Genomic DNA, 22,023 nt, shown 5'->3' with positions numbered 1-22,023 from the left:
CGCATCTTTGCATTGTAATATTAAAACAATCATACGATGACAACACCAAACAAATCACTATTCAATTTAATAGAAATATTCAGAAGAAGCCCTAAACGAAGTACAAAGACTCTGGTTACTAAAACACATTGTGAGCAGAGCCACCTTCACGATTACTATTGTGATGCCGAAAAGCCATATGTGAATCCGAATTAAACTTAAAGGGAAAAATTGACAAGCACAAAGGAAGAATATTCATTTTATAAGCTTTATTCCCGACTCATCTTTGTACCAACAAAAAAATCAAATAAATAATAACAATACTCTGAGTAACATCAGAGCTAAAAATTTAAAATTATGAACACATTTAATGTACCAACTAGAGAAGACGTAAGTACCAATAACCAAACAATTTTTGACAACCTAAATAAAGCGTTAGGTTTTGTACCAAACTTATATGCTACCTACGCTTATAGTGATACAGCACTTGAGAATTACTTAACATTTGCTAATGCAAAAACATCTCTTTCTGCTAAAGAAAAAGAAGTTATAAACTTAGCCGTAAGCCAGGTAAATGATTGTAATTACTGTTTATCTGCTCATACTGCAATAGGGAAAATGAATGGATTTACAGATGAACAAATCTTAGAGTTTAGAGCTGGATTTTCTTCTGTAAACACGAAATTAGATACGCTAGCAAAACTATCGAAAAACATTACTGAAAATAGAGGAAAAACTGATGAAGTAGTATTAGAAAATTTCTTTAATGCAGGGTATACAAAAGGGAATTTAATTGACGTCATTTCTTTAGTAGGTGACAAAACAATTTCCAATTACATAAACAACACTACAGATGTTGCTATAGATTTTCCTGTAGCACAACCATTAGAATTAGAAACAATATAATTATTAATCCATAAAAAAAACAAAAATGAATAACACGATCGAGAATGCACTTTCAGATTTAAAAACTTTATTAGGAAACGGACAGTTTTTAGAAGCAATGGACAAGTACTTAGATGATAATGTAGTACTTCAAGAAGCAAATAATACGCCTAAAGTAGGTAAAGAAACGGCAATCATTGCAGAAAAAGAACTGCTGGCTACAGTAACAGAATTTATTGGGTATGATATTAAAAACATTTCAGTTTCTGGTGATATATCTTACTATGAAGCTACCATGGAATTTAAAACAAACGATGGTCAACATCACAAATTTGAACAAGTAAATAGAACCCAGTGGAAAGATGGCAAAATTATTAACGAACGCTATTACCACGCTTAATTTAACCAAATACATATATTTAAAATGAAAAAAATTATCTCAGTACTCGTAATTGCTTTAGCATTTTCAGTAAACACAAATGCTCAAGACAAAATGATGAAAGACACTAAAGCAACTGTAGTTACTTTAGAACAAACGGAAGGAGAATTTACCCAAAAGGAAATCACCTTAGAAGCAGGTGCTTATATATTTGAAATTGAAAACAATAATGTTGGCCATCAAGTAGGATTTGTATTAATGTCAAAAGGCAAGGATGCTTCAAATCCAGAAAACCACATTAAAACAGCTTATGTAACTAAAGTCGTTGATAACAACTCAAAGGAGACATCAAATGTGACAAACTTGGAAAAAGGGGAGTATGTATATTTCTGCCCAATGAATCCGACACCTCAATATACGTTGATAGTGAAGTAGACTTATTGAATTGATTAATAGCTAAAACAGAGTGTCTTTTAATGAAAGGCACTCTGTTTTTTTATGGGTATTAAAGTGTCTCCATATAATTACTACATTTGCAGTGTTAACTTTTCAAATCAAAACTATGTACAGTACTCTTCAAATGATTCATTCTTATTGGGCCTATTTGGTTTTAGCAATGATTGTTATTGCCAGTTTTAATGCGATAATAAAATACTTAGGTGGAAAAGAATTTCATGCTATAGATTTTAGAATAGCATTATTCACACTAATTGTATCTCATATCCAACTATTAATAGGTTTAGTGCTCTATTTTGTATCACCTAATGGATTAAAAAACATAACCGCCAATGGGATGGGTGGATTAGATCCATTTGCAAGACTATTAGCTGTAGAGCATCCATTTGTTGGAATTCTTGCAGTCACGTTTATTACAATTGGGTATTCAAAACATAAAAAGAAACTCACATCAAAACCTAAATTTAAGGTGCTTTCAATATTTTACACACTAGGTTTACTTTTAGTATTATCTAGAATTCCTTGGTCTAATTGGTTTTAATCTTAATTGTATTATATAAAAAAAGCGCAAACATATGTTTGCGCTTTTTTTATATAAGTTTTTATTTAATTCTTATTTGGCTTCTTTAACAACATAAACATAAACTGGAAAGTGATCACTAAACCCATTGGTAAAGCCGCTTGAGAAACTTCTAAAAGGATACCCTTTCCAACGACCATGCTTACTAATTAAATAGTTACGGCTAAATATTTCAGCTCTATAAAACCTATAAGACGAATAATCTTTTTCTAATAAAGGCTTTGTAACTAAAATTTGGTCAAATAAACTCCAAGCATCTCTATATGCTGTAGTACCTAGGCCTACTTTTCTAAACATGTTTTCATAAGGATTATAAATTCCTTTTAAACCAACATCTTCTTTATCACCTTCTGCTTTTAAAACTTTTTTAACGCTCTCGTTAGTTGGGTTGTCATTTAAATCTCCCATGATTAAAATCTTAGCATAAGGATCAATAGACTGTAAAGAATCTGAAAGTCGTTTACTCACCTTTGCTGCAGCAACACGATTTACTCTACTTTTTGCTTCACCACCACTTCTTGATGGCCAGTGATTTACTACAAGATGAATAAGATCTCCATCTAGTTCTCCAGAAACTAATAATTGATCTCTTGTTTGTCTACGCTCTTTTGTATTATGATCATAGATTTTCACTTCATGAGAACTATGACTTATTGGTCTGAATAGTTTCTTCTGGTATAATAATGCAACATCAATTCCTCTAACATCTGGAGATTCGTAATGAATAATTCCATAATCTCTACCAACTAATAAAGGATCGTTTACCACATCAACTAATACTTGTCGGTTTTCAACCTCACAAACTCCAATAATTGCTGGGGAATTCCCGGTAACATCAGCGCCAATTTCAGCTATAACTCGAGCCATATTTTGCACTTTCTTAATGTACACTTCTTCTCTATTAGCCTTCATTTCCATTATTGGACTTCTCTCATCAAATTTGGTAGTATCATTGACAGTGTCAAATAAATTTTCTAAATTGTAGAATGCTATTGCATGAACTTTAAATGGTTTTTTCTCTTTTGGCTCTTGAGCAAAAAGATTAAAAGTCAATAAAAAACAAATGACTGTTATTGAAATATGTAGTGGTTTCATCTAGTAGTATTATTATGTTATTATTATAATCTATACAAATGTTGAGCCAAAAGTATGTATTTATTATAAATAATGTAAATTTGCAAGCCTTAAATAACTATTATTTAATGCGAAACGACTATTAACTTTTATAATTAAGCATGAAAAAAAGTATTTTTATTTTTTTACTTGGGATTTTTTCTTTTAGTACAGCGTTTGCTCAACAGACTCTAATTAAGGGTAGTGTTAAAGATGCTGTTACCAATGAACCCATACCAGATGTTACTATTACTATTGAAGAAACTTCACAAACTACAACCACAGATGGTTTAGGTGTATTTACATTTTCTTCGAATGTTCCATTAGGAGAACAAGTTTTAAAAATATCTAAAGAAGGTTATATCACTAAAAGATATCCTATTGTAGTAAACGAAGGCCAAACTGTAGATATTACAGATATGTCCTTAGACATTGATGTCACAGATTCTGTAGACTTGTTTACAATTTCATTAACAGACGATGAACTTAATGACGACACTAGTGGCTCAGACAATATTTCTGGGTTATTACAATCGTCTCTAGACATTTTTCAACGTACAGCTGCTTTTGAGTTTAGCTCTTCTTTCTTTAGAGTTAGAGGTTTAGATTCAGACAATGGTTCTGTTTTGATTAACGGTATTGAAATGAACAAGCAATACAACGGAAGACCACAATGGAGTAATTGGGGAGGACTTAATGATGTCATGCGTAACCAAGAATTAACTTCTGGGTTAACACCTTCAGCATATAATTTTGGTGGTATTTTAGGAACATCTAACATTAGTACTAGAGCTTCAAAATACAGACAAGGTGGTCGTATAACATATTCATCATCTAACCGTAGTTATACTAACCGTTTAATGGCTAGTTATAATTCTGGACTTGTAGAAGGTGGATGGGCTTATAGCTTTGCTATTGGCAGACGATGGGGAAATGAAGGGTATCAAGATGCTTCATTATATGATTCTAATTCATTTTTCGCTTCTATTGAAAAGAAAATTAATGATAAGCATAGTATAAACTTTACGTCTATTTATGCACCAAACAGAAGAGGTAAATCTTCACCTAACACTCAAGAAGTATTTGACCTTAAAGGTATTAAGTATAACGAATATTGGGGTTATTTAGATGGAGATAAACGTAACTCTCGTATTAAAGAAGTGAAAGAACCAATAGTAATGTTAAACCATTATTGGACTATTAGTGATAAAACATCTTTAAACACAAACGTAGCTTACCAATGGGGTTCTTTAGGAAATAGTCGTTTAGACTATTCTGGAGGTGGAAATCCAAGTCCAGCTTATTACCAAGATTTACCTAGTTACTTTTTAGCTGACGATGATGGTCCTGACTATGCTGGAGCATATATTGCAGAACAGAATTTCATAAACGATGGACAAATTGATTGGAATCGTATTATAGATGCTAACGTAACTAATAACATTCCGACTAATGGAGGGGCAAGACCTGCTGCTTATGTTCTTTATGAAGACAGAGCTGATGACAAACAATTGACGATAAATTCAATTTTAAGTTCAGAAATTAATGAGAACATTTTATTAAATGCCTCTATTAACTATAAAAGATTAAAGTCTGAAAATTTTGGAGAAATTTTAGATTTATTAGGATCTAATGTAGGTTTACTGAATGTAGATTCTTTTGACGGTTTCCAATATGATGTTCAAAACCCTGACCGTTTAATCGGTGAAGGTGATAAATACAGATATAATTATAATTTGTATGCTAATGAAATTTCTGGATATGCTCAAGGACAATTTAAATACAACAAAGTTGACTTCTTTTTATCTGCAAGTATTACAAATACAACATATCAAAGAGAAGGATTATGGGAACACAGTAGATTTGCTGGAGACTTATCTTACGGTAAAGGAAAAGAATTAGATTTTACTGGATTTGGTGGAAAAGGTGGATTTACCTATAAAATAACTGGTAAGCATTTAATAGATGTAAACGCTGGTTATATTACAAGAGCTCCTTCATTACGTAACACGTATTCTAACTCTAGAGAAAACCACAATATTGTTAGAGATATTGAGGAAGAAAAAGTAAGCTCTTTTGATGCTAGCTATATTTTTAGATCTTCAATTGTAAAAGCAAAACTTACTGCATATTACTCTAAAATACAAGATGCTAACGAAGTTGGATTTTATTTTGCTGATGGTCTAAGTGGTGGTGCAGATATTGAAGACAATGACACCTCTGCCTTTGTACAAGAAATATTACAAGGAATTGATAAAAAACACATTGGTATAGAATTAGGTATTGAAGCACAAATTACACCAACTATTAAATTAAAAGGTGTTGCTTCTGTAGGTCAATATACTTATGATAACAATCCTGATTTATACTTAACATCATCTAGTATTAATACTCCAGATGGTTCTATAAACTTTGGTCAAGCTAATCTAAAAGATTACAAAATTGCTGGAGGTCCTCAAAGAGCTGCATCTATTGGATTCGAATATCGTGATCCTGACTACTGGTGGTTTGGAGCTACAGCTAACTTCTTCTCAAATGCTTATGTAGATGTAAATGCATTAACTAGAACTGAAAACTTTTATTTAGATGCTGATGGTATACCATTTAATGATTACGATGAAGACTTAGCTACAGAATTATTAAAACAAGAAGAGTTTAACGATTATATGGTTGTTAACTTAGTAGGAGGAAAATCATGGAAAATAGGTGACAAATATATTGGCTTTTTTGCTAGTGTAGGTAACCTGTTAGACAAGAAATATAAAACTGGAGGTTTTGAGCAAGGAAGAAATGCAAATTTCAGAGAATTAAGAGATGATAATTCTAATCCTAAACGTTCTTTCGGACCAAAGTATTGGTATGGACGTGGTACAAATTACTTTGTAAATGTGTACCTTAGATTTTAAAAAAAAACAATTATGAAAAAATTAATATTAACACTTATGAAAACGAATAAAATTTTTACACTTTTCACGATTATAGCTATGAGTTTTGCTGTAACTTCGTGTGTACAAGACGACGACTTTACGGTACCTAGTAGTTTAGGTGACGAAGAAAATGCACTTTTAAATAGCTTATTAACTGGAGGCGCTACTGAAAACACAATTGCTCAAGTAAAAGCAATGTATTTAGTTGAATCTGATCCAGGAGATAATGCAGCTGTACTTATTGATACTGATATCTATGTTAAAGGATATGTATCTTCATCTGATGAAACTGGAAACTATTTTAAAGAATTTTATATTCAAGATAGTCCTTCTAACCCTACAGGTGCTTTAAAAATAGCAATAAATCAAGTAGATACTTATAATCAATTTAATATAGGAAGAGAAGTATATATTAACTTGAATGGTCTTTATGTTGGTGAAGAAAGAGTTGAAAACGGAGTTATCACGATTGGTGGTGATTCTGAAACAGATGATTTTGGTACTACGGTTGTAAGATTAAACGAAAACCAAACAGCAAGACAAGTACTTAGATCTCCTACAACTGAATTAATGACACCATTAGTGGTTTCTTTTTCTCAAATAACTAATAACCAAGTTGGCCTATTAGTAAGCATTGAAAATGTTGAATTTGCTGCAAATTTAGCTGGACAAAATTATTTTGATCCTGCTGAAACTTTTGATACTCAAAGAACACTTCAAGCATGTGAGGGAGCTACTTATACAGAGTTTAACCTAGAAACTAGTAGTTTCGCTAATTTTAAAAATGATCCATTACCTATTGATAATGGAACAATTACTGCTGTTGTAAGTAAAACTTTTGATGGTAGTCAATTAATATTAGCCTTAAACTCTCCAGATGATGTTATTATGAACAATACAAGATGTACATTATTAACACCAATTTTCATTGAAGATTTTCAAGATGCTCAAGATAACTCAAACTTGGATACACCAGGTTGGGTAAACTTCGCAGAAGAAGGTGGTGAATTATGGACTGAACAATTATTTAGTGGTATTGGAACAGCTGAATTCTCTTCATTTAGTACAGGAGATTCTTCAAACATTGGTTGGTTAGTATCTCCAGGAATTGATATGGATGCTCAATCTGGTGAAGTTTTAAGCTTCAAAACAGCACAACACCATTTAGATGTTGATTCTGAAGATAATGGAATTAAAGTATTTGTTTCTACCGATTTTGATGGTACTAATGTATTATCAGCTACTTGGGAAGAGCAAACAGCAAGTTTTCCAACTATGGATACTTCATGGTATGATTTAATTGGATCTGGTCCAATTGATTTATCATCTTATACTGGAACTTTATATATAGCTTTTAGAGTTACTGGTTCTGGAAATGATTCTGATCTTGATGGAGCTTTTCAAGTTGATGACGTTGCAATCGTAGGACTCTAGTATAAAACAATTATATATAAAAACCTGCTAATTCACGTTAGCAGGTTTTTTTTTAACCATTTACTCGCTATGACAACATTTGATTCCATTTTTTTTAGCGTTTTTAATCACTATAAAACAACGCATAAACAAAAAGCTAACACAATAGCTCTAGTATATATTTCGCTCTTGCAAATCGCCTTAGTTTTAGTATTAGGCGTATTCTTCTCTATCTTTTTAGAACAAATGCACGTCAATACGTTTTCTGCTACTAAAGGATGGACTCTTTTTGTTATGATAAGTGTCTTTGTTTACTTTAGAAATTGGATTGTTTACAGCGGAAGAAAACGAAAAGTCTTGAATGCAAAAACTAATAAAAACAAGCAATCAATACATAACATATGGTTATTATGGTTCCTTTTATTAGGTTGTATTTCTTTAGCTTTTATCTTATTAAACGCATAAAAAAAAGCCTCTATATAGAGGCTTTTTTATTTATATACTTATTTATTAATTCTCTCTTTGAATATAAACCCAAGCGGTTCTTCGCTTTCCGTTTTGATATTCCATAGTATAGAAATAAGTTCCAACAGGCAATGCATCACCATCATCTGTTTGTCCAAACCATTCGTTAGTATAGTTCTTCTTAGTGTAGACTAAGGTACCATTTCTATTAAAAATTTCTAGTTTAGTAACTCCATAACTACTCAAATCAAAGACATCATTGCTACCATCTCCATTTGGAGAAATTCCTTGAGGAATAACACATGTCTCTAACTCTATAACTGTAATAAATGTACTATTAGAACATTGAGTATCATTAAAAATCACTTCTATTTCGTAATCACCAGCATCAATAACTGGTAATGTTAATCCATTTTCATTTGATACTAATCCATTATCCAAGTACCAATTAATAGTTACTTCAGATTCTGTATAGTTTCCAGGAGTTGCTTCAATAATAATTGGAACTATAGCATTTGGACACACTTCATAATCAAAATCGGTCGTAAATGATGTTAGAGGTTCTGTACCAATAATTAAATCAAAACTATTAGTCACATAACAATCTGCAAAAGTTAATGTCTCAACTCTAACAAATACAGTTTCTCCAGAACTATCATAAGGACTTGCTAAAGCTCCAGTTGCAGCCATAGCATCTGCTTGAGATACGTGATATGTAACAATAAACTGAGAAGCATCTTGACCGTTTAGAACATTTACATCATTAGAAATCAAATCAAATTCGGCAATACCATCATCATCGTTATCACATCCTATCATATCAGCACTTTCAGCTGTATGTGATGGACTAGAAATAGATAAATCAAAGCTAGTTGTTTCGTAACAGCCTGTAACATTATCTTCAATTCTAATATAGATTGTTTGAGGGTTTGATGTATTCGTGTAAGGTGACATTATATCATTCACATTTGCATCTGCATTTGTTTGAGACTCATGATAAGTCACAGTGAAATCAGCAGGACTCTGTGTGCCTAATACAACACTGGTATTTACACTAAGGTCAAATACAGCTTCATTAGTAGTTGAACAAGCCGTTAAATCATCTGGAATATTTGCCACTACAGGTTTTGGTAAAAATTCAATTAAGACTTCATCATCAATTATACAAGATGGTGAGAAAATAATCTGAACAGTATATAAACCAGCTTCGGTTACGTTAAGTGTAGAAGCTATTTCACCAGGAATAACAAAGCCATCCAGGTACCAAACATGGTCAATATTCGGAGCTGAAGTATCTAAAATAACAGGTTCATCTTCACAAACTGCATTTCCTCCAGCAATAGTAATATCTCCACCTAAATCTACTTCTCCAATATCAAAACTTCCTGCTTTTAAGAAAACACCAGAATCATATATATTATCTCTTGCATCAGCAATAACTAATTTAATATGATACGATTCACCGATATTTACTGGTGAAAATGCAGTAAACACATCTGTTCTTCCATCAAAAGAAATTGGAGGCAAGTTATTTGGAATATATTCTCCAAAATATTGCTCATTTATTGCTGGGCAAACACCATTATCTGGATGAATATTTGTTACCAAAATTGGATCTGTAGTACCAGGTACAACAGCTAAATTTGTCGTTACGTTATTTGAATCTGTTAATAAGAATGCAAATGCATCAGAAAATTGACACTCAAAACCACCCATATCATATTCTTCCGAAGCCATTAGGAAATCAAAACTCAATTCATCATTTAATGGTACGAAATCAAATTCTATAATGGTCGCATTGTTTGTAACATCACCAGCGATAGCAGTTAAATCTGCATCTCCAGGCCATGCTCCTGTTCCACTAGACACAAAATTAGTATTTGGTCCAGCAGCTTGACTTGCATCACCTGAAGTTAACAATAATCCGTCTTCAAAAGGGAATCCACCATCTGGGTTAGAAAAATATCCTATTCCGTTTGCTTCACCAAAATTAGTACCAGTTGAGAACGTAATATTAGAAATTTGAGCACAAGGGCTATCAATTAAAACATCTATTATCAACTCATCTACTGTATATGTTGTTTGGTCAACTAAAACATTGCCAGACCCAGGTCTAATACAAAGATCAAATGTATAATCAACTGGATCACCACCTGCTGAGAATATTCTAACATAATATGTATTTCCGATAGTCAATACTGGAGTCACACTAGCATCGGCATCAGAACAATATAATTCTATTGGAGCGCCACAAGTTCCTTCATAAACCGCGTGATCTACATCTTGGAAGAAACCTCCTCCATTTATATTTAATATAGAAATAATTTGAATGTCATTTAGCGCAGTAAACTCAAACCATACATCATCATCGGCATCTCCTGTACAACTGCCATTTGGCACACCTGAATCTGTACCCTCTAACAACGTTCCTGGAGTTACTAAAGTACAAGAGTCATCTGCATTAACTTGAGCAACAGTAGCATCACATGGGTTATCATTGTCTGGTGGACAAGCTAACAACTGAATTGCTGAGCTATTTATAATACAATTTGAATCTTGGTCATTACTTGTAGTAATAATTACATCTACTCCAAAAGGAAATGGTCCAACTTGATAAACGCCTACAGCGGTTGCTGATGCTGTATTAGCATCAATATTATTAGAAATTGTTAATGATGTTGCATCACCTAATGTTGTAACATTGACATTAACTAAAAATTGATTCCCATTTGCACAATCATCAATAACTTGATATGTTGCTGCAGGATTTATACACGTCGCACATGATACTGTAAAATCAATACCATTTGGAAAAGCTCCTGACGTACAACTTACAGATCCATCTGATAAAATTTGAATAGTAATCGTATCTCCTGGTGATTGGAATGATAACCCTGATATATCTCCATCATTTCCTTCACCATTATAAAGTACTGTACCATTTCCATCTGTGACTAACAAAAAGTCAAATGGATCTCCTTCTATTTCTCCTTGGTTTATTGCCAAATTAAGTGGAGTTCCGTCTGAACTAGTATAAGTTAACGTTATAGAATCACCATTATCGTAACATAAATAGCCTGCTACTTGTCCTCCAGTACAATCTACTATTGTATCTAAACAAAGTTCTTGTGTTAATGCGCCACTTGTTATTTGACAATTGGTATCATCATCATTATCAACTGTAATTACTACTGGTACATTATTTGCAAATGGACCAAAAGTCACTATTCCTAATGCACTTACTGTTTGTGGTGCACTACCTTGATCATCACTTATTGTGATTGAAGTCGCTGAACCTAAATTTGTTAAATCTACATCTACAAAGAATTCTGGGCCTACAACACAGTTTGAAACTACACTATACGTCGCCTCTGGATTTACACATGTTGCACAAGCAACTGTAAAGTCCCATTCTGCTGTACAACAACCACTGCCTGATGCACAACTTACTGAACCATCTGAATCAATCTCAAAATACATAGAGTCACCTACTGAATCAAACGTTAATCCTGTTAAGTCTCCTCCATTATTACCTTGGAATAGTAATGTTCCTGTGTTATCAACGCCATCATATATTAGTATATCATCACAACAACTCTCTATTCCTCCTGCATTAAATGTAATTCTTACTGGACTTCCATCTGATGATGTAAATGTCCAATTCGTTGTATCATTGTTATCGTAACAGTATGTGATATTTGTTGGTGCCTGAGTACAATCTATAAGAAAATCAGACTGTATCGTTGTTGTGAAATTAACAGGTCCAGCCCAAGAGCTAAATACGCCACCTCCACAATCTGCTCGTAACCACACTTCATAATCTGTTGAGAAACTTAATCCTGTCTCATTTACTGTCGTAGCTCCTACTGTTGTTCCTGGTCCACTTGGCTCTCCTGAACCTGCTGGTACAACAACATATTCCCATGACGTCTCGCCATTGTTACCATTCCAGTCTATATCTGCGTTTGTTCCGCCTACATTAGATACTACAATACTACTTGGTGCTATACAAAATGATCCACATGTTTCAACACGCATTAAATCAATTGACATATCGCCTTCAAAATCTCCTGTTCCTGTATGGCTAAACTCTACAAATATCGTCTGACCTAAATAAGCATCTAAGTTAATTCCTATTGGAACCCAAGCTTGAGCTCCATCGGTTTGTAATTCTCCTGACCACGTAAATAAAGTTGTAAATGGTCCTGCCGCTGAATTTGAAACACCTACATTCATAACTCCCATATCTGCACCAAAAGCATGCATATAAAAAGATAATTCTGCGCCATCAATTGCGCTTGTTAAATCTATCGATGGACTTACAGCCGAAGCTGTATCTGTTGTTCCACCTGATGACTCATAATTCATAAAGCCTGCTCCACTAAATGCTGCATCAGCACCTGTTCCTCCTGAACCTGAATCATTAGGAACTTCCCAGAATCCATCTTGATTCGTATTCGTTAAATCACCAGTCCATCCATCAAACGTATCAAACTCTGCAGTATAGATAAAAGATGAACTTCCTGAAACGCACGTTACACCAACTGGTGCTGGTGGTGGTGTATTAAATGTTCTAAAGTTGATTGGTCCTGACCAAAAACTAAAACCATTAGCTCCACAATCTGATCTCACCCAAACTTCGTAATCTGTAATTGCTGTTAAACCAGCAACATTATACGGATTATTTGCTGTTGTTGGAGTTCCGGAACCTGTTGGCTCTCCTGTTCCAGCTGCCTGAACTACAATTTCCCAGTTGGTTTCTGAGCCTCCTGTTGTCCATGTAACATCTGCAGATATATCTGTAATATTATCAACTGTGAGTCCTGCTGGAAAATCACATGTAGAATTATAAACTATTATATTATCAAGTAACCAGTACCACGCCCAAATATTTCCGTCATTATAAACAAAACGTATTTGCATATTAGCATTTGAAAATGCGGTTATATCTATATGTTGCCCGTCTGGAGCATCAAAATTACCAATGTCTGCAGTTTGGTTTAAAACCTCAACCCAACTAGTTCCGTCAAAAACTTCAACAATTGCTGAATCTCCTCCTCCATTATTATAGAACTGGTCAAAATCTAAATAAAGCAAAGCCGCGCCTGTTGTATCAAACACAGGTGATGTTAGGGTCTCGATGAGCTCAACACCGTCTCCATTGGCATCACTATCAACAATGGCAACATTACTCCCATTTAAACCATTAGCTCCACCTTGCAATCCAGAAATCCAAGAATCACCAGTGGCTCCTCCTGCATCTGTAACTGTCCATGTTGCTGGAATATCTGCGTCAAAATCCTCTTGAAGATAGGTCTGTGCATTTATGCTAATGGATAGCATAAACAGCATACTTGTTAATATAATTTTTTTCATTTGATTTAGTTGATCTAGTTAGTCTTATCTTTTGGTTTGACTACTTTATTAAACACAAAAAGCCCTGCTATATAACAGAGCTCTTATGGTTGGTTGGTTAGTCATTATATTTATTTAATTATTTTGCTTGTGGTCCTCCGCTTACAATAATAAATTCTGATCTTCTATTTAGTTGATGATCCTCTTCGGAACAATTTGAACCACAATCAACTTTTGGTTCGCTCTCTCCTTTACCAGATCCAGTTATTCTAGATTTATCAACACCTTTAGAAATAACATATTGAACAGTTGTTTTAGCTCTTCTATCTGATAACTTCTCATTGTATGATGCCGAACCTCTACTATCTGTATGAGATTTAGCATTAATAACCATATCTGGATATTTATTCATAATCTGAACTAATTTATCTAATTCAAAAGCGGCTTGAGCAGTCACATTTGATTTATCAAATTCAAAGAAAATAGGATTCAAAATAATTTCTACTGGTCCTACAATAACCTCAATAGGATCAAGCATTATACTCACCTTCTCTTCTTCTTCGCTAGAAGCACCAACTGTTATTTTTTGACTAACATAGCCATCCATAACAATTTCTAATACTGATTCCTTTTCAGTTTCAACAATAAAATCAACAGTACCATCAGAATTAGTTACTTTAGATAGCACTTTATTTCCTTGATCATCATATAAGGTTACACTTGCTGCATTTATTGGATTTCCAGTTTTTGAGTCTACTACTGTTCCAGCAATTAACACATCATTTAATGGTTGTAATCTTTTAATACCATAAACATCATCACCACCTAATCCACCATCTCTATTAGATGATACATATCCTTCTTTTGACTCTTCATCTAGATTGAAGGCAAAATCATCGGCACTACTATTAATTGGAATTCCAATATTACGTACTGGCCCAGTTTTACCATCGACTACTTTAGTATGAAATACATCAAGATTTCCAAGTCCTAAATGACCATTAGAAGAAAAATAAAGCGTGTTATTACTACTTATAAAAGGGAACATTTCTTGAGCTTGAGTATTTACTTTTTGCCCTAAATTCATTGCCTCTCCTAAAGAACCGTCTTCATTGATAGCTGCCTTGTAAATATCAAACATTCCAAAACCTCCTGGCATATCTGATGAAAAGTATAGCATTTTACCATCTGGACTTACAGAAGGGTTTTTCACTGAATAGTCTTTACTGTTAATATCGAATCCTTCAACATTACCCCAAGTACTTCCTGATTTAGTAGCTTTAAAAAGGTGTAATAAACTATATCTTACTTTAGTTATTGAATCCTTTTCGTATTCTTTTTCAAAGTAACTTTCTCTAGAGAAATACATTGTTTTACCATCAGGAGTAAAAGATACTATCCCTTCATGATGTTTTGTGTTTATTTCGTCTTCAACTAGAGCACCTGCAAGGTAAGTACCATCTTCATTTTTCACCATCTCATAGATGTCTAAAAATGGTTCTTCATTCCATCCATAAGTTTTACGTGATGTATTTCTTGCAGATGTGATATAAAGTTTTCCATCTTTTAAAGTACCTCCAAAATCAGCATACTTAGTATTAAATCCTAAATTTTGAATATTGAATTTTTTACCTTTTTCTAAAATTTTAGGAAGATAATCTGGATTATTACTAAATGCTATACCTCTATCATCACTTGGGCGCATTTTAGCAAACTTAGCCATTTGTACATTTGACTCTTCATACTTACCATTAGCTTTAAGCATTTGAGAATACTTAAATATCATTTCTGGATTATCTGCCGTTTCTAATGCTTTAGCATACCATTTTTCAGCCTCTTGCGTATTAAATACGTTATAATATGACTCGGCTAATTGGCTATAGACATAGGTGTCACCTTTACCATTTTCAATTAGTTTGGCATAAACTTCAGCAGCTTCAACAAATTCAAATCTTGAGAAGTGTTTATCTGCTTTTTTTGTGTTCTTATTTTGAGCCATTAAGCTAAAACTACTTAATGCTACTATTGTAAAAAGTGTAAATATATTTTTCATAATGTTTAGCTTAGCTGGTTAGAAATATCTAGGTGAACGTGAAACTTTTCTCGGGAAGTTCAAATCGAATAATAGCATGAACTCATGAGATGCAGGTGCATATTTTTTAATATCTGAAGTTACAGCATCATATGCATACCCAATTCTAATTACTGGAGTTACCGCAAAATTAATCAATCCAGAATACGAATCATCTAATCTATAAGAAGCACCTATTTCAAATTTATCGAAAAACAAAGCGTTTAAATTAACATCATATGATGTAGGCGCATCAAATGCAGATTTAACTAAAAAAGAAGGTTTTAATTTTGTGTTCTTTGATACGTCAAACACATAACCACCAGTTAAGAAATAATGTGTTTCTTCAGACCCTAATTTATAACCATCTGAATCTAAATGAACCGAATTCAAAATGTTTGGTACAGAAAAAGACAAGTAGTAGTTATCCGTATAATAAAAGACTCCAGCTCCAACATTAGGAGTAGTGGAGTTAATATCTTTAAATAATGGATCGTCCTCATCAATTAGGTCAATGTTTTGTGCACTAATTCCTATATCGTGAAATGTTGCTCCTGCTTTTAAACCAAAAGCTAATCGATTTGCTCCTCCAAGTCGTAATGTATAAGAAAAATCTGCATAAGCATTTGTTTCTTTTACAGGACCGATTTGATCTGATATAACAGATAAACCTAAACCTACATTTTCACTCACAGGAAGATGTCCAAAAAATGTAGCTGTTTCTGGTGCACCATCTATACCTGTCCATTGTGTACGGTATAATAATCCAAACGAAAGATTTTCTCTAGATCCTGCATAAGCTGGATTAATCACATTCATGTTATACATGTACTGTGTGTATTGTGGATCTTGCTGTCCATACATTTGTGTTGCAATGAGAAATACAACAATAATATAAAGTTTTTTCATCTGTTAATTTTTAGTTGTTTTTAGTTGTTGGGTTAAATTTGTACAGTATTTATCTACTTTATAAGACAAATACTGTACGCCTTAATATTAATTGGTTGAATAGTTATTTTAATTTAATCTCTGAATGTAAACCCATGCTGTTCTTTGTTTACCATTCTCATATTCCATAGTATAGAAATATGTTCCTACTGGTAAATCACCACCATCATCAGTTTGTCCATACCATTCATTAGTATAATTTTTCTTAGAATAAACTAAGGTTCCATGTCTATTAAAAATTTCTAGTTTAGTAACGCCATAACTACTTAAATCAAATGTGTCATTACTACCATCTCCATTTGGTGAAATTCCTTCAGGAATAACACAAGTTGGTAATTCTATAACAATTTGTTCAGCAATACTAAAACACATAGTTTGATTATTTATAACTTCAATCTCATAAAGACCTGCTTCTAAAACCGGAAGGGTTAAACCATTCTCACCTGCAATTAAGCCACTATCAAAATACCAGTTTATTGTCACGTCACTTTCTGTATAATTATTAGCTGTTGCAGTTATTAAAATTGGAACTGTTGCAGCAGGACATACTTCGTAATCAAAGTTCGTGGTGAATGAAGTATCAGGTAATGGATCTACTACTAGTTCCATTGTGTTTGTTGAAAAACAATCAAAAGCTAAATTACTTTCTATTCTTACATATACAGTTGTTGTTCCACTACTATATAATGAAGAGGTATCAATTGCTCCAGATCCAGCATCAGCGTCAGCTGGAGTTTCATGATATGTTACTGTAAAATCCATTGCACTTTGACCTCCTAGTACATTTCCATCCTGAGAAGCAAGATCGAATAAAGTAATTCCATCAAAATCATCATCACATTCAGGATAAACTACACTAGCTACTGTAGGTGTTGGTCCTGAAATAATCAATTGAAAACTTGACGTTGCAAAACAGAATGTTGCACCAGCATCTTCAATTCTAATAAATATTGTTTGAGGGTTTGTTACATTAGTATAATTTAATGGTAAAGCTCCAATACCTTGCTGTGCTTCTGCTAAAGTTAAATGATACGTTACATTAAATTCTGCCGGATCTTGTAATCCAAGAATAGTTGCTGTTTGAATACCCAAATCAAAATCTTCAATACCATCTGCTGAAGCATCGTCACAAGTAATTATATCTGCAACAGGGTTCGCAATTGGTTCTGCTCCAAAAGTAATTGTAATATCATCTTGTGCTTGCGACTGACATTGATCATCAAAAGCAATTACGGTATATGTACATGAATCAGTTACTGTTAAAATAGAAGTCTCTTCTCCTGTAATAATAAATCCATCACAGTACCATTCGTAACGATCTGCAAATGGTGAATCTGCGACAATATCATAAGATGCAAAACCACATAATTGTTGATCCATACCTACTTCAACCTCAATCTGTGCTGTAACATTACCATCACCTGGGTCTCCTGTATTAGTTTGACTAATTGAAATTGTTCCCGGATCATCAGAGAAATTCGTTACAAGTAACATGTAAATTTCACCATTAAGTGCATTATCAATAGTTAAGTTTTCCGTATCAGCAGCATCATAACTACAATCTACAATATTACCGAATGGATAAAAATTGGCATCTGCCGTATTATTAGGGCAAGTTGGGCAATCATCAAAAACAATGTTTAAACATGCATCTTCAACAGTAACAAATGGTCCCCAAAGAACAAAATCCACATCCAAACCGTTTCCAGCATCATCAACTTGAGCAATTTCAATTTCAATTAATCCAGGGTCACCAATTTGGATAATATTCCAAGTTGGGTTTGGTGCACTTGCTAAACATGCAATGTCATTATTATCTGGAATACCAATAATATTAGAAGTTACTAATGCTCCACCTTCTTCACAGAAATTTTCAGCGTTTTCACAAATAATATTTGTAGGAGCATTTTTAATACATAAATCAAATGTACTCGTCTCAGAATCACTTCCGCCTGAGAACACTCTAATATAATATGTGTTACCTACTACTAATTCTGGTGAAACACTTGCTGCATTATCATTACATTCTAATTCAACTAAATTATCGCAAGCACCATCGTAAATTGCGTGATCTATATTGAAAGTACCACCTGCAATATTAAGTATTGAAATAAGTTGAACTTCACTTTCTGCTACAAATTGAAACCATACATCATCATCTGGATCGCCAGTACAAGTGCCATCTGGAACACCAGAAGGTGTTGCTTCAATAAGAGAACCTGGAGTTAATAAATCACATGTGTTATCAGTATTAACTACTGCAATAGTAGCATCACATGGGTTATCATTATCTGGAGGACAAGCTAACAACTGAATTGCTGAGCTATTTATAACACAATTTACATCTTGGTCGTTGCTAATTGTAACTATTACATCTACTAAGAATGGGAATGGCCCTATTTGGTATACTCCGACTCCAGTTACTGGAACTGTAATGGCATCTATGTTATTAGAAATTGTTAAAGATGTTGCATCACCTAATGTCGTAACATTAACATCAATTAAAAATTGTTGCCCATTAGCACAATCATCAATAACTTGATATGTTGCTGCAGGATTGATACATGTTGCACATGCCACTGTAAAGTTTACACCATTTGGAAAAGCTCCAGACGTACAACTTACAGATCCATCTGATAAAATTTGAATAGTAATAGTATCCGTTATAGATTGAAATGTCAATCCAGATAAATCACCATCATTTCCTTCATCATTATAGAGTACTGTTCCATTTCCATCTGTCACTAACAAAAAGTCAAATGGAGCTCCTTCTATCTCACCATCATTAAACGTTAAGTTTAAAGGTAAGCCATCAGAACTAGTATAAGTTAAAATCACAGAATCACCATTATCATAACATATAAAGCCTGCTATTGGTCCTCCAGTACAATCTACTATTGTATCTAAACAAAGTTCTTGTGTTAATGCGCCACTTGTTATTTGACAATTGGTATCATCATCATTATCAACTGTAATTACTACTGGTACATTATTTGCAAATGGTCCAAAAGTCACTATTCCTAATGCACTTACTGTTTGTGGTGCACCACCTTGATCATCACTTATTGTGATTGAAGTCGCTGAACCTAAATTTGTTAAATCTACATCTACAAAGAATTCTGGGCCTACAACACAGTTTGAAACTACACTATATGTCGCCTCTGGATTCACACACGTTGCACAAGCAACTGTAAAGTCCCATTCTGCTGTACAACAACCACTGCCTGATGCACAACTTACTGAACCATCTGAATCAATCTCAAAATACATAGAGTCACCTACCGAATCAAACGTTAATCCTGTTAAGTCTCCTCCATTATTACCTTGGAATAGTAATGTTCCTGTGTTATCAACGCCATCATATATTAGTATATCATCACAACAACTCTCTATTCCTCCTGCATTAAATGTAATTCTTACTGGACTTCCATCTGATGATGTAAATGTCCAATTCGTTGTATCATTGTTATCGTAACAGTATGTGATATTTGTTGGTGCCTGAGTACAATCTATAAGAAAATCAGACTGTATCGTTGTTGTGAAATTAATAGGCCCAGCCCAAGAGCTAAATACGCCACCTCCACAATCTGCTCGTAACCACACTTCATAATCTGTTGAGAAACTTAATCCTGTCTCATTTACTGTCGTTGCTCCTACTGTTGTTCCTGGTCCACTTGGCTCTCCTGAACCTCCTGGCACAACAACATATTCCCATGAAGTTTCGCCATTGTTACCATTCCAGTCTATATCTGCGTTTGTTCCGCCTACATTAGATACTACAATACTACTTGGTGCTATACAAAATGATCCACACGCTTCAACACGCATTAAATCAATTGACATATCGCCTTCAAAATCTCCTGTTCCCGTATGGCTAAATTCTACAAATATCGTCTGACCTAAATAGGCATCTAAGTTAATTCCTATTGGAACCCAAGCTTGAGCTCCATCAGTTTGTAAATCTCCTGACCACGTAAATAAAGTTGTAAATGGTCCTGCAGCTGAATTTGAAACACCTACATTTAAAACTCCCATATCTGCACCAAAAGCATGCATATAAAAAGATAATTCTGCGCCATCAATTGCGCTTGTTAAATCTATCGATGGACTTACAGCCGAAGCTGTATCTGTTGTCCCACCAGATGACTCATAATTCATAAAGCTTGCTCCACTAAATGCTGCATCGGCACCTGTTGCTCCTGAACCTGAATCATTAGGAACTTCCCATAATCCATCTTGATTCGTATTCGTTAAATCACCAGTCCATCCATCAAACGTATCAAACTCTGCAGTATAGATAAAAGATGAACTTCCTGAAACGCACGTTACACCAACTGGTGCTGGTGGTGGTGTATTAAATGTTCTAAAGTTGATTGGTCCTACCCAACTACTAAATTCACCACTACAATCCGATCTTACATAAACTTCGTAATCTGTAATTGCTGTTAAACCAGTAACAATATATGGGTTATTTGCTGTAGTTGCTGTTCCTGAACCTGTTGGAGCACCTGTTCCCGCTAATTGAACTACAACTTCCCAGTTGGTTTCTGTTCCTCCAGGAGTCCATGTAACATCCGCAGATAAATCTGTAACATTACTAACTGTAATTCCTGATGGTTCTGGACAGGATACTTCAAAAATATTAATAGAGTCAAAACCAACTCCTTCATCTTGAACACTTCCATCAGACCCAAATCCAACTCTTAATAAAACGTTACTTTCTCCAGCTAATCCTACTAATGCATGGCGAGCAACAACCCAGCCACCTGAACCATTAGTTGATGAATTTCTACCTGTCCATCCAATTGCTTGTCCTCCTGGATTTCCTGCAATAGAATCATCATTATACCAATTATTCGGATCATTTAAATTTCCAACATTTTGCCATGATGTACCATCATCAAGTGAGGACTGTAAAACCATACCATCCCAACTAAATTCTGAATTCCACCAAACACTCAATTCTATTGATGGAGCACTTAAAGATGACAAGTCAAATACTGGACTTACCACAGAAGCAGCTTCATTTGTGTTATATTCACCTGTTAAGTTAGTCACCCATGAATTTACACCAGTATCGGCACTATTTATAATTGTGTTTGCTGGTGTTCCAAGTTCCCAAGTACCGGCTGCAGGATCATCAACTGTCCATCCTCCGTCACCAGATTCAAAATCTTCAAAATATGGATAAGAAGTAATTTGAGCATTTGAATTCCAAGCAGATAAAATGAGGAGAAATGCTAATAGAAAAGTAATCTTTTTCATGTGATATATACTATTAATTATTTTATATAATTTATTGACATTAAACACCTTAACCCTAGCTACTCAAAATTGAGGCTAAGCAAATAAGGTCAAACATAATAAGAATAGGAGCGAATAAGTATCCGAAGATAAAAAAAATGACTATTAACGTAGCCTTAACATTGTTATAATAGATAAAGCGCTGTTT

13 protein-coding genes are annotated in these 22,023 nt (G+C 33.9%); 8 read left to right on the top strand and 5 right to left on the bottom strand.

What is annotated here, in order from left to right; all coding sequences use genetic code 11:
- The first annotated feature begins 36 nt into the window (after window positions 1–36).
- The 5 genes from RH81_RS17005 (at window position 37) to RH81_RS08675 (ending at window position 2,240) form a co-directional block, all read left to right on the top strand.
- Window positions 37–195: a hypothetical protein gene (locus tag RH81_RS17005; protein ID WP_161791979.1), complete on the top strand. Its 159-nt coding sequence runs from the start codon at window positions 37–39 to the stop codon at window positions 193–195.
- A 141-nt stretch (window positions 196–336) separates the two neighbouring features.
- A complete protein-coding gene (locus tag RH81_RS08690) occupies window positions 337–885 on the top strand; it encodes a carboxymuconolactone decarboxylase family protein (protein ID WP_033959755.1) in 549 nt (182 codons plus the stop codon).
- Between the two features lie 25 nt (window positions 886–910).
- The gene (locus RH81_RS08685; protein WP_033959754.1) at window positions 911–1,264 is read left to right on the top strand and encodes a hypothetical protein; all 354 of its coding nucleotides are present in this window, start codon (window positions 911–913) and stop codon (window positions 1,262–1,264) included.
- Between the two features lie 24 nt (window positions 1,265–1,288).
- Window positions 1,289–1,678 carry a cupredoxin domain-containing protein gene (locus tag RH81_RS08680; protein WP_033959753.1) on the top strand — a complete coding sequence of 130 codons (390 nt, stop codon included), beginning with the start codon at window positions 1,289–1,291 and terminating at the stop codon, window positions 1,676–1,678.
- A gap of 127 nt (window positions 1,679–1,805) precedes the next feature.
- Complete coding sequence (locus RH81_RS08675) at window positions 1,806–2,240, top strand: hypothetical protein (protein WP_033959751.1); 435 nt, start codon at window positions 1,806–1,808, stop codon at window positions 2,238–2,240.
- A 72-nt stretch (window positions 2,241–2,312) separates the two neighbouring features.
- Here RH81_RS08675 and RH81_RS08670 read toward each other — a convergent pair whose 3' ends face one another.
- Entirely contained in the window at window positions 2,313–3,374 is a 1,062-nt protein-coding gene (locus RH81_RS08670) for an endonuclease/exonuclease/phosphatase family protein (RefSeq protein ID WP_033959745.1), read from the bottom strand.
- 140 nt (window positions 3,375–3,514) lie between these two features.
- On the opposite strand from RH81_RS08670, the gene RH81_RS08665 reads away from it, so the two are divergent.
- The 3 genes from RH81_RS08665 (at window position 3,515) to RH81_RS08655 (ending at window position 8,197) form a co-directional block, all read left to right on the top strand.
- On the top strand, window positions 3,515–6,298 hold the full coding sequence (locus RH81_RS08665; RefSeq protein ID WP_033959744.1) for a TonB-dependent receptor: 2,784 nt from the start codon (window positions 3,515–3,517) through the stop codon (window positions 6,296–6,298).
- Between the two features lie 12 nt (window positions 6,299–6,310).
- Complete coding sequence (locus RH81_RS08660) at window positions 6,311–7,753, top strand: DUF5689 domain-containing protein (protein WP_241478973.1); 1,443 nt, start codon at window positions 6,311–6,313, stop codon at window positions 7,751–7,753.
- Window positions 7,754–7,822: 69 nt separating this feature from the next.
- Complete coding sequence (locus RH81_RS08655; RefSeq protein ID WP_033959743.1) at window positions 7,823–8,197, top strand: hypothetical protein; 375 nt, start codon at window positions 7,823–7,825, stop codon at window positions 8,195–8,197.
- Between the two features lie 45 nt (window positions 8,198–8,242).
- Here RH81_RS08655 and RH81_RS16480 read toward each other — a convergent pair whose 3' ends face one another.
- The 4 genes from RH81_RS16480 to RH81_RS08635 all read right to left on the bottom strand — a co-directional run bounded on the left by RH81_RS16480 (window position 8,243) and on the right by RH81_RS08635 (window position 21,836).
- Complete coding sequence (locus RH81_RS16480) at window positions 8,243–13,573, bottom strand: choice-of-anchor L domain-containing protein (protein WP_081988258.1); 5,331 nt, start codon at window positions 13,571–13,573, stop codon at window positions 8,243–8,245.
- 118 nt (window positions 13,574–13,691) lie between these two features.
- Entirely contained in the window at window positions 13,692–15,605 is a 1,914-nt protein-coding gene (locus RH81_RS08645) for an OmpA family protein (protein ID WP_033959742.1), read from the bottom strand.
- 18 nt (window positions 15,606–15,623) lie between these two features.
- Window positions 15,624–16,532: a PorP/SprF family type IX secretion system membrane protein gene (locus tag RH81_RS08640; protein ID WP_033959741.1), complete on the bottom strand. Its 909-nt coding sequence runs from the start codon at window positions 16,530–16,532 to the stop codon at window positions 15,624–15,626.
- A 108-nt stretch (window positions 16,533–16,640) separates the two neighbouring features.
- Window positions 16,641–21,836, bottom strand: coding sequence for a T9SS type B sorting domain-containing protein (locus RH81_RS08635; RefSeq protein ID WP_033959740.1), 5,196 nt, complete (start codon window positions 21,834–21,836; stop codon window positions 16,641–16,643).
- Between the last annotated feature and the right edge of the window lie 187 nt (window positions 21,837–22,023).

It is taken from the genome of Psychroserpens jangbogonensis, assembly GCF_000797465.1.
Classification (GTDB): domain Bacteria; phylum Bacteroidota; class Bacteroidia; order Flavobacteriales; family Flavobacteriaceae; genus Psychroserpens; species Psychroserpens jangbogonensis.
Note: the sequence above shows the minus strand (reverse complement) of the source record. Positions and strands in the feature narration are given on the sequence as shown.

Coding starts and splice junctions, on each gene's coding strand:
- RH81_RS08665 (WP_033959744.1), top strand. CDS start 3,515: ATGAAAAAAAGTATTTTTATTTTTTTACTTGGGATTTTTTCTTTTAGT.
- RH81_RS08690 (WP_033959755.1), top strand. CDS start 337: ATGAACACATTTAATGTACCAACTAGAGAAGACGTAAGTACCAATAAC.
- RH81_RS08655 (WP_033959743.1), top strand. CDS start 7,823: ATGACAACATTTGATTCCATTTTTTTTAGCGTTTTTAATCACTATAAA.
- RH81_RS16480 (WP_081988258.1), bottom strand. CDS start 13,573: ATGAAAAAAATTATATTAACAAGTATGCTGTTTATGCTATCCATTAGC.
- RH81_RS17005 (WP_161791979.1), top strand. CDS start 37: ATGACAACACCAAACAAATCACTATTCAATTTAATAGAAATATTCAGA.
- RH81_RS08685 (WP_033959754.1), top strand. CDS start 911: ATGAATAACACGATCGAGAATGCACTTTCAGATTTAAAAACTTTATTA.
- RH81_RS08640 (WP_033959741.1), bottom strand. CDS start 16,532: ATGAAAAAACTTTATATTATTGTTGTATTTCTCATTGCAACACAAATG.
- RH81_RS08670 (WP_033959745.1), bottom strand. CDS start 3,374: ATGAAACCACTACATATTTCAATAACAGTCATTTGTTTTTTATTGACT.
- RH81_RS08660 (WP_241478973.1), top strand. CDS start 6,311: ATGAAAAAATTAATATTAACACTTATGAAAACGAATAAAATTTTTACA.
- RH81_RS08680 (WP_033959753.1), top strand. CDS start 1,289: ATGAAAAAAATTATCTCAGTACTCGTAATTGCTTTAGCATTTTCAGTA.
- RH81_RS08645 (WP_033959742.1), bottom strand. CDS start 15,605: ATGAAAAATATATTTACACTTTTTACAATAGTAGCATTAAGTAGTTTT.
- RH81_RS08675 (WP_033959751.1), top strand. CDS start 1,806: ATGTACAGTACTCTTCAAATGATTCATTCTTATTGGGCCTATTTGGTT.
- RH81_RS08635 (WP_033959740.1), bottom strand. CDS start 21,836: ATGAAAAAGATTACTTTTCTATTAGCATTTCTCCTCATTTTATCTGCT.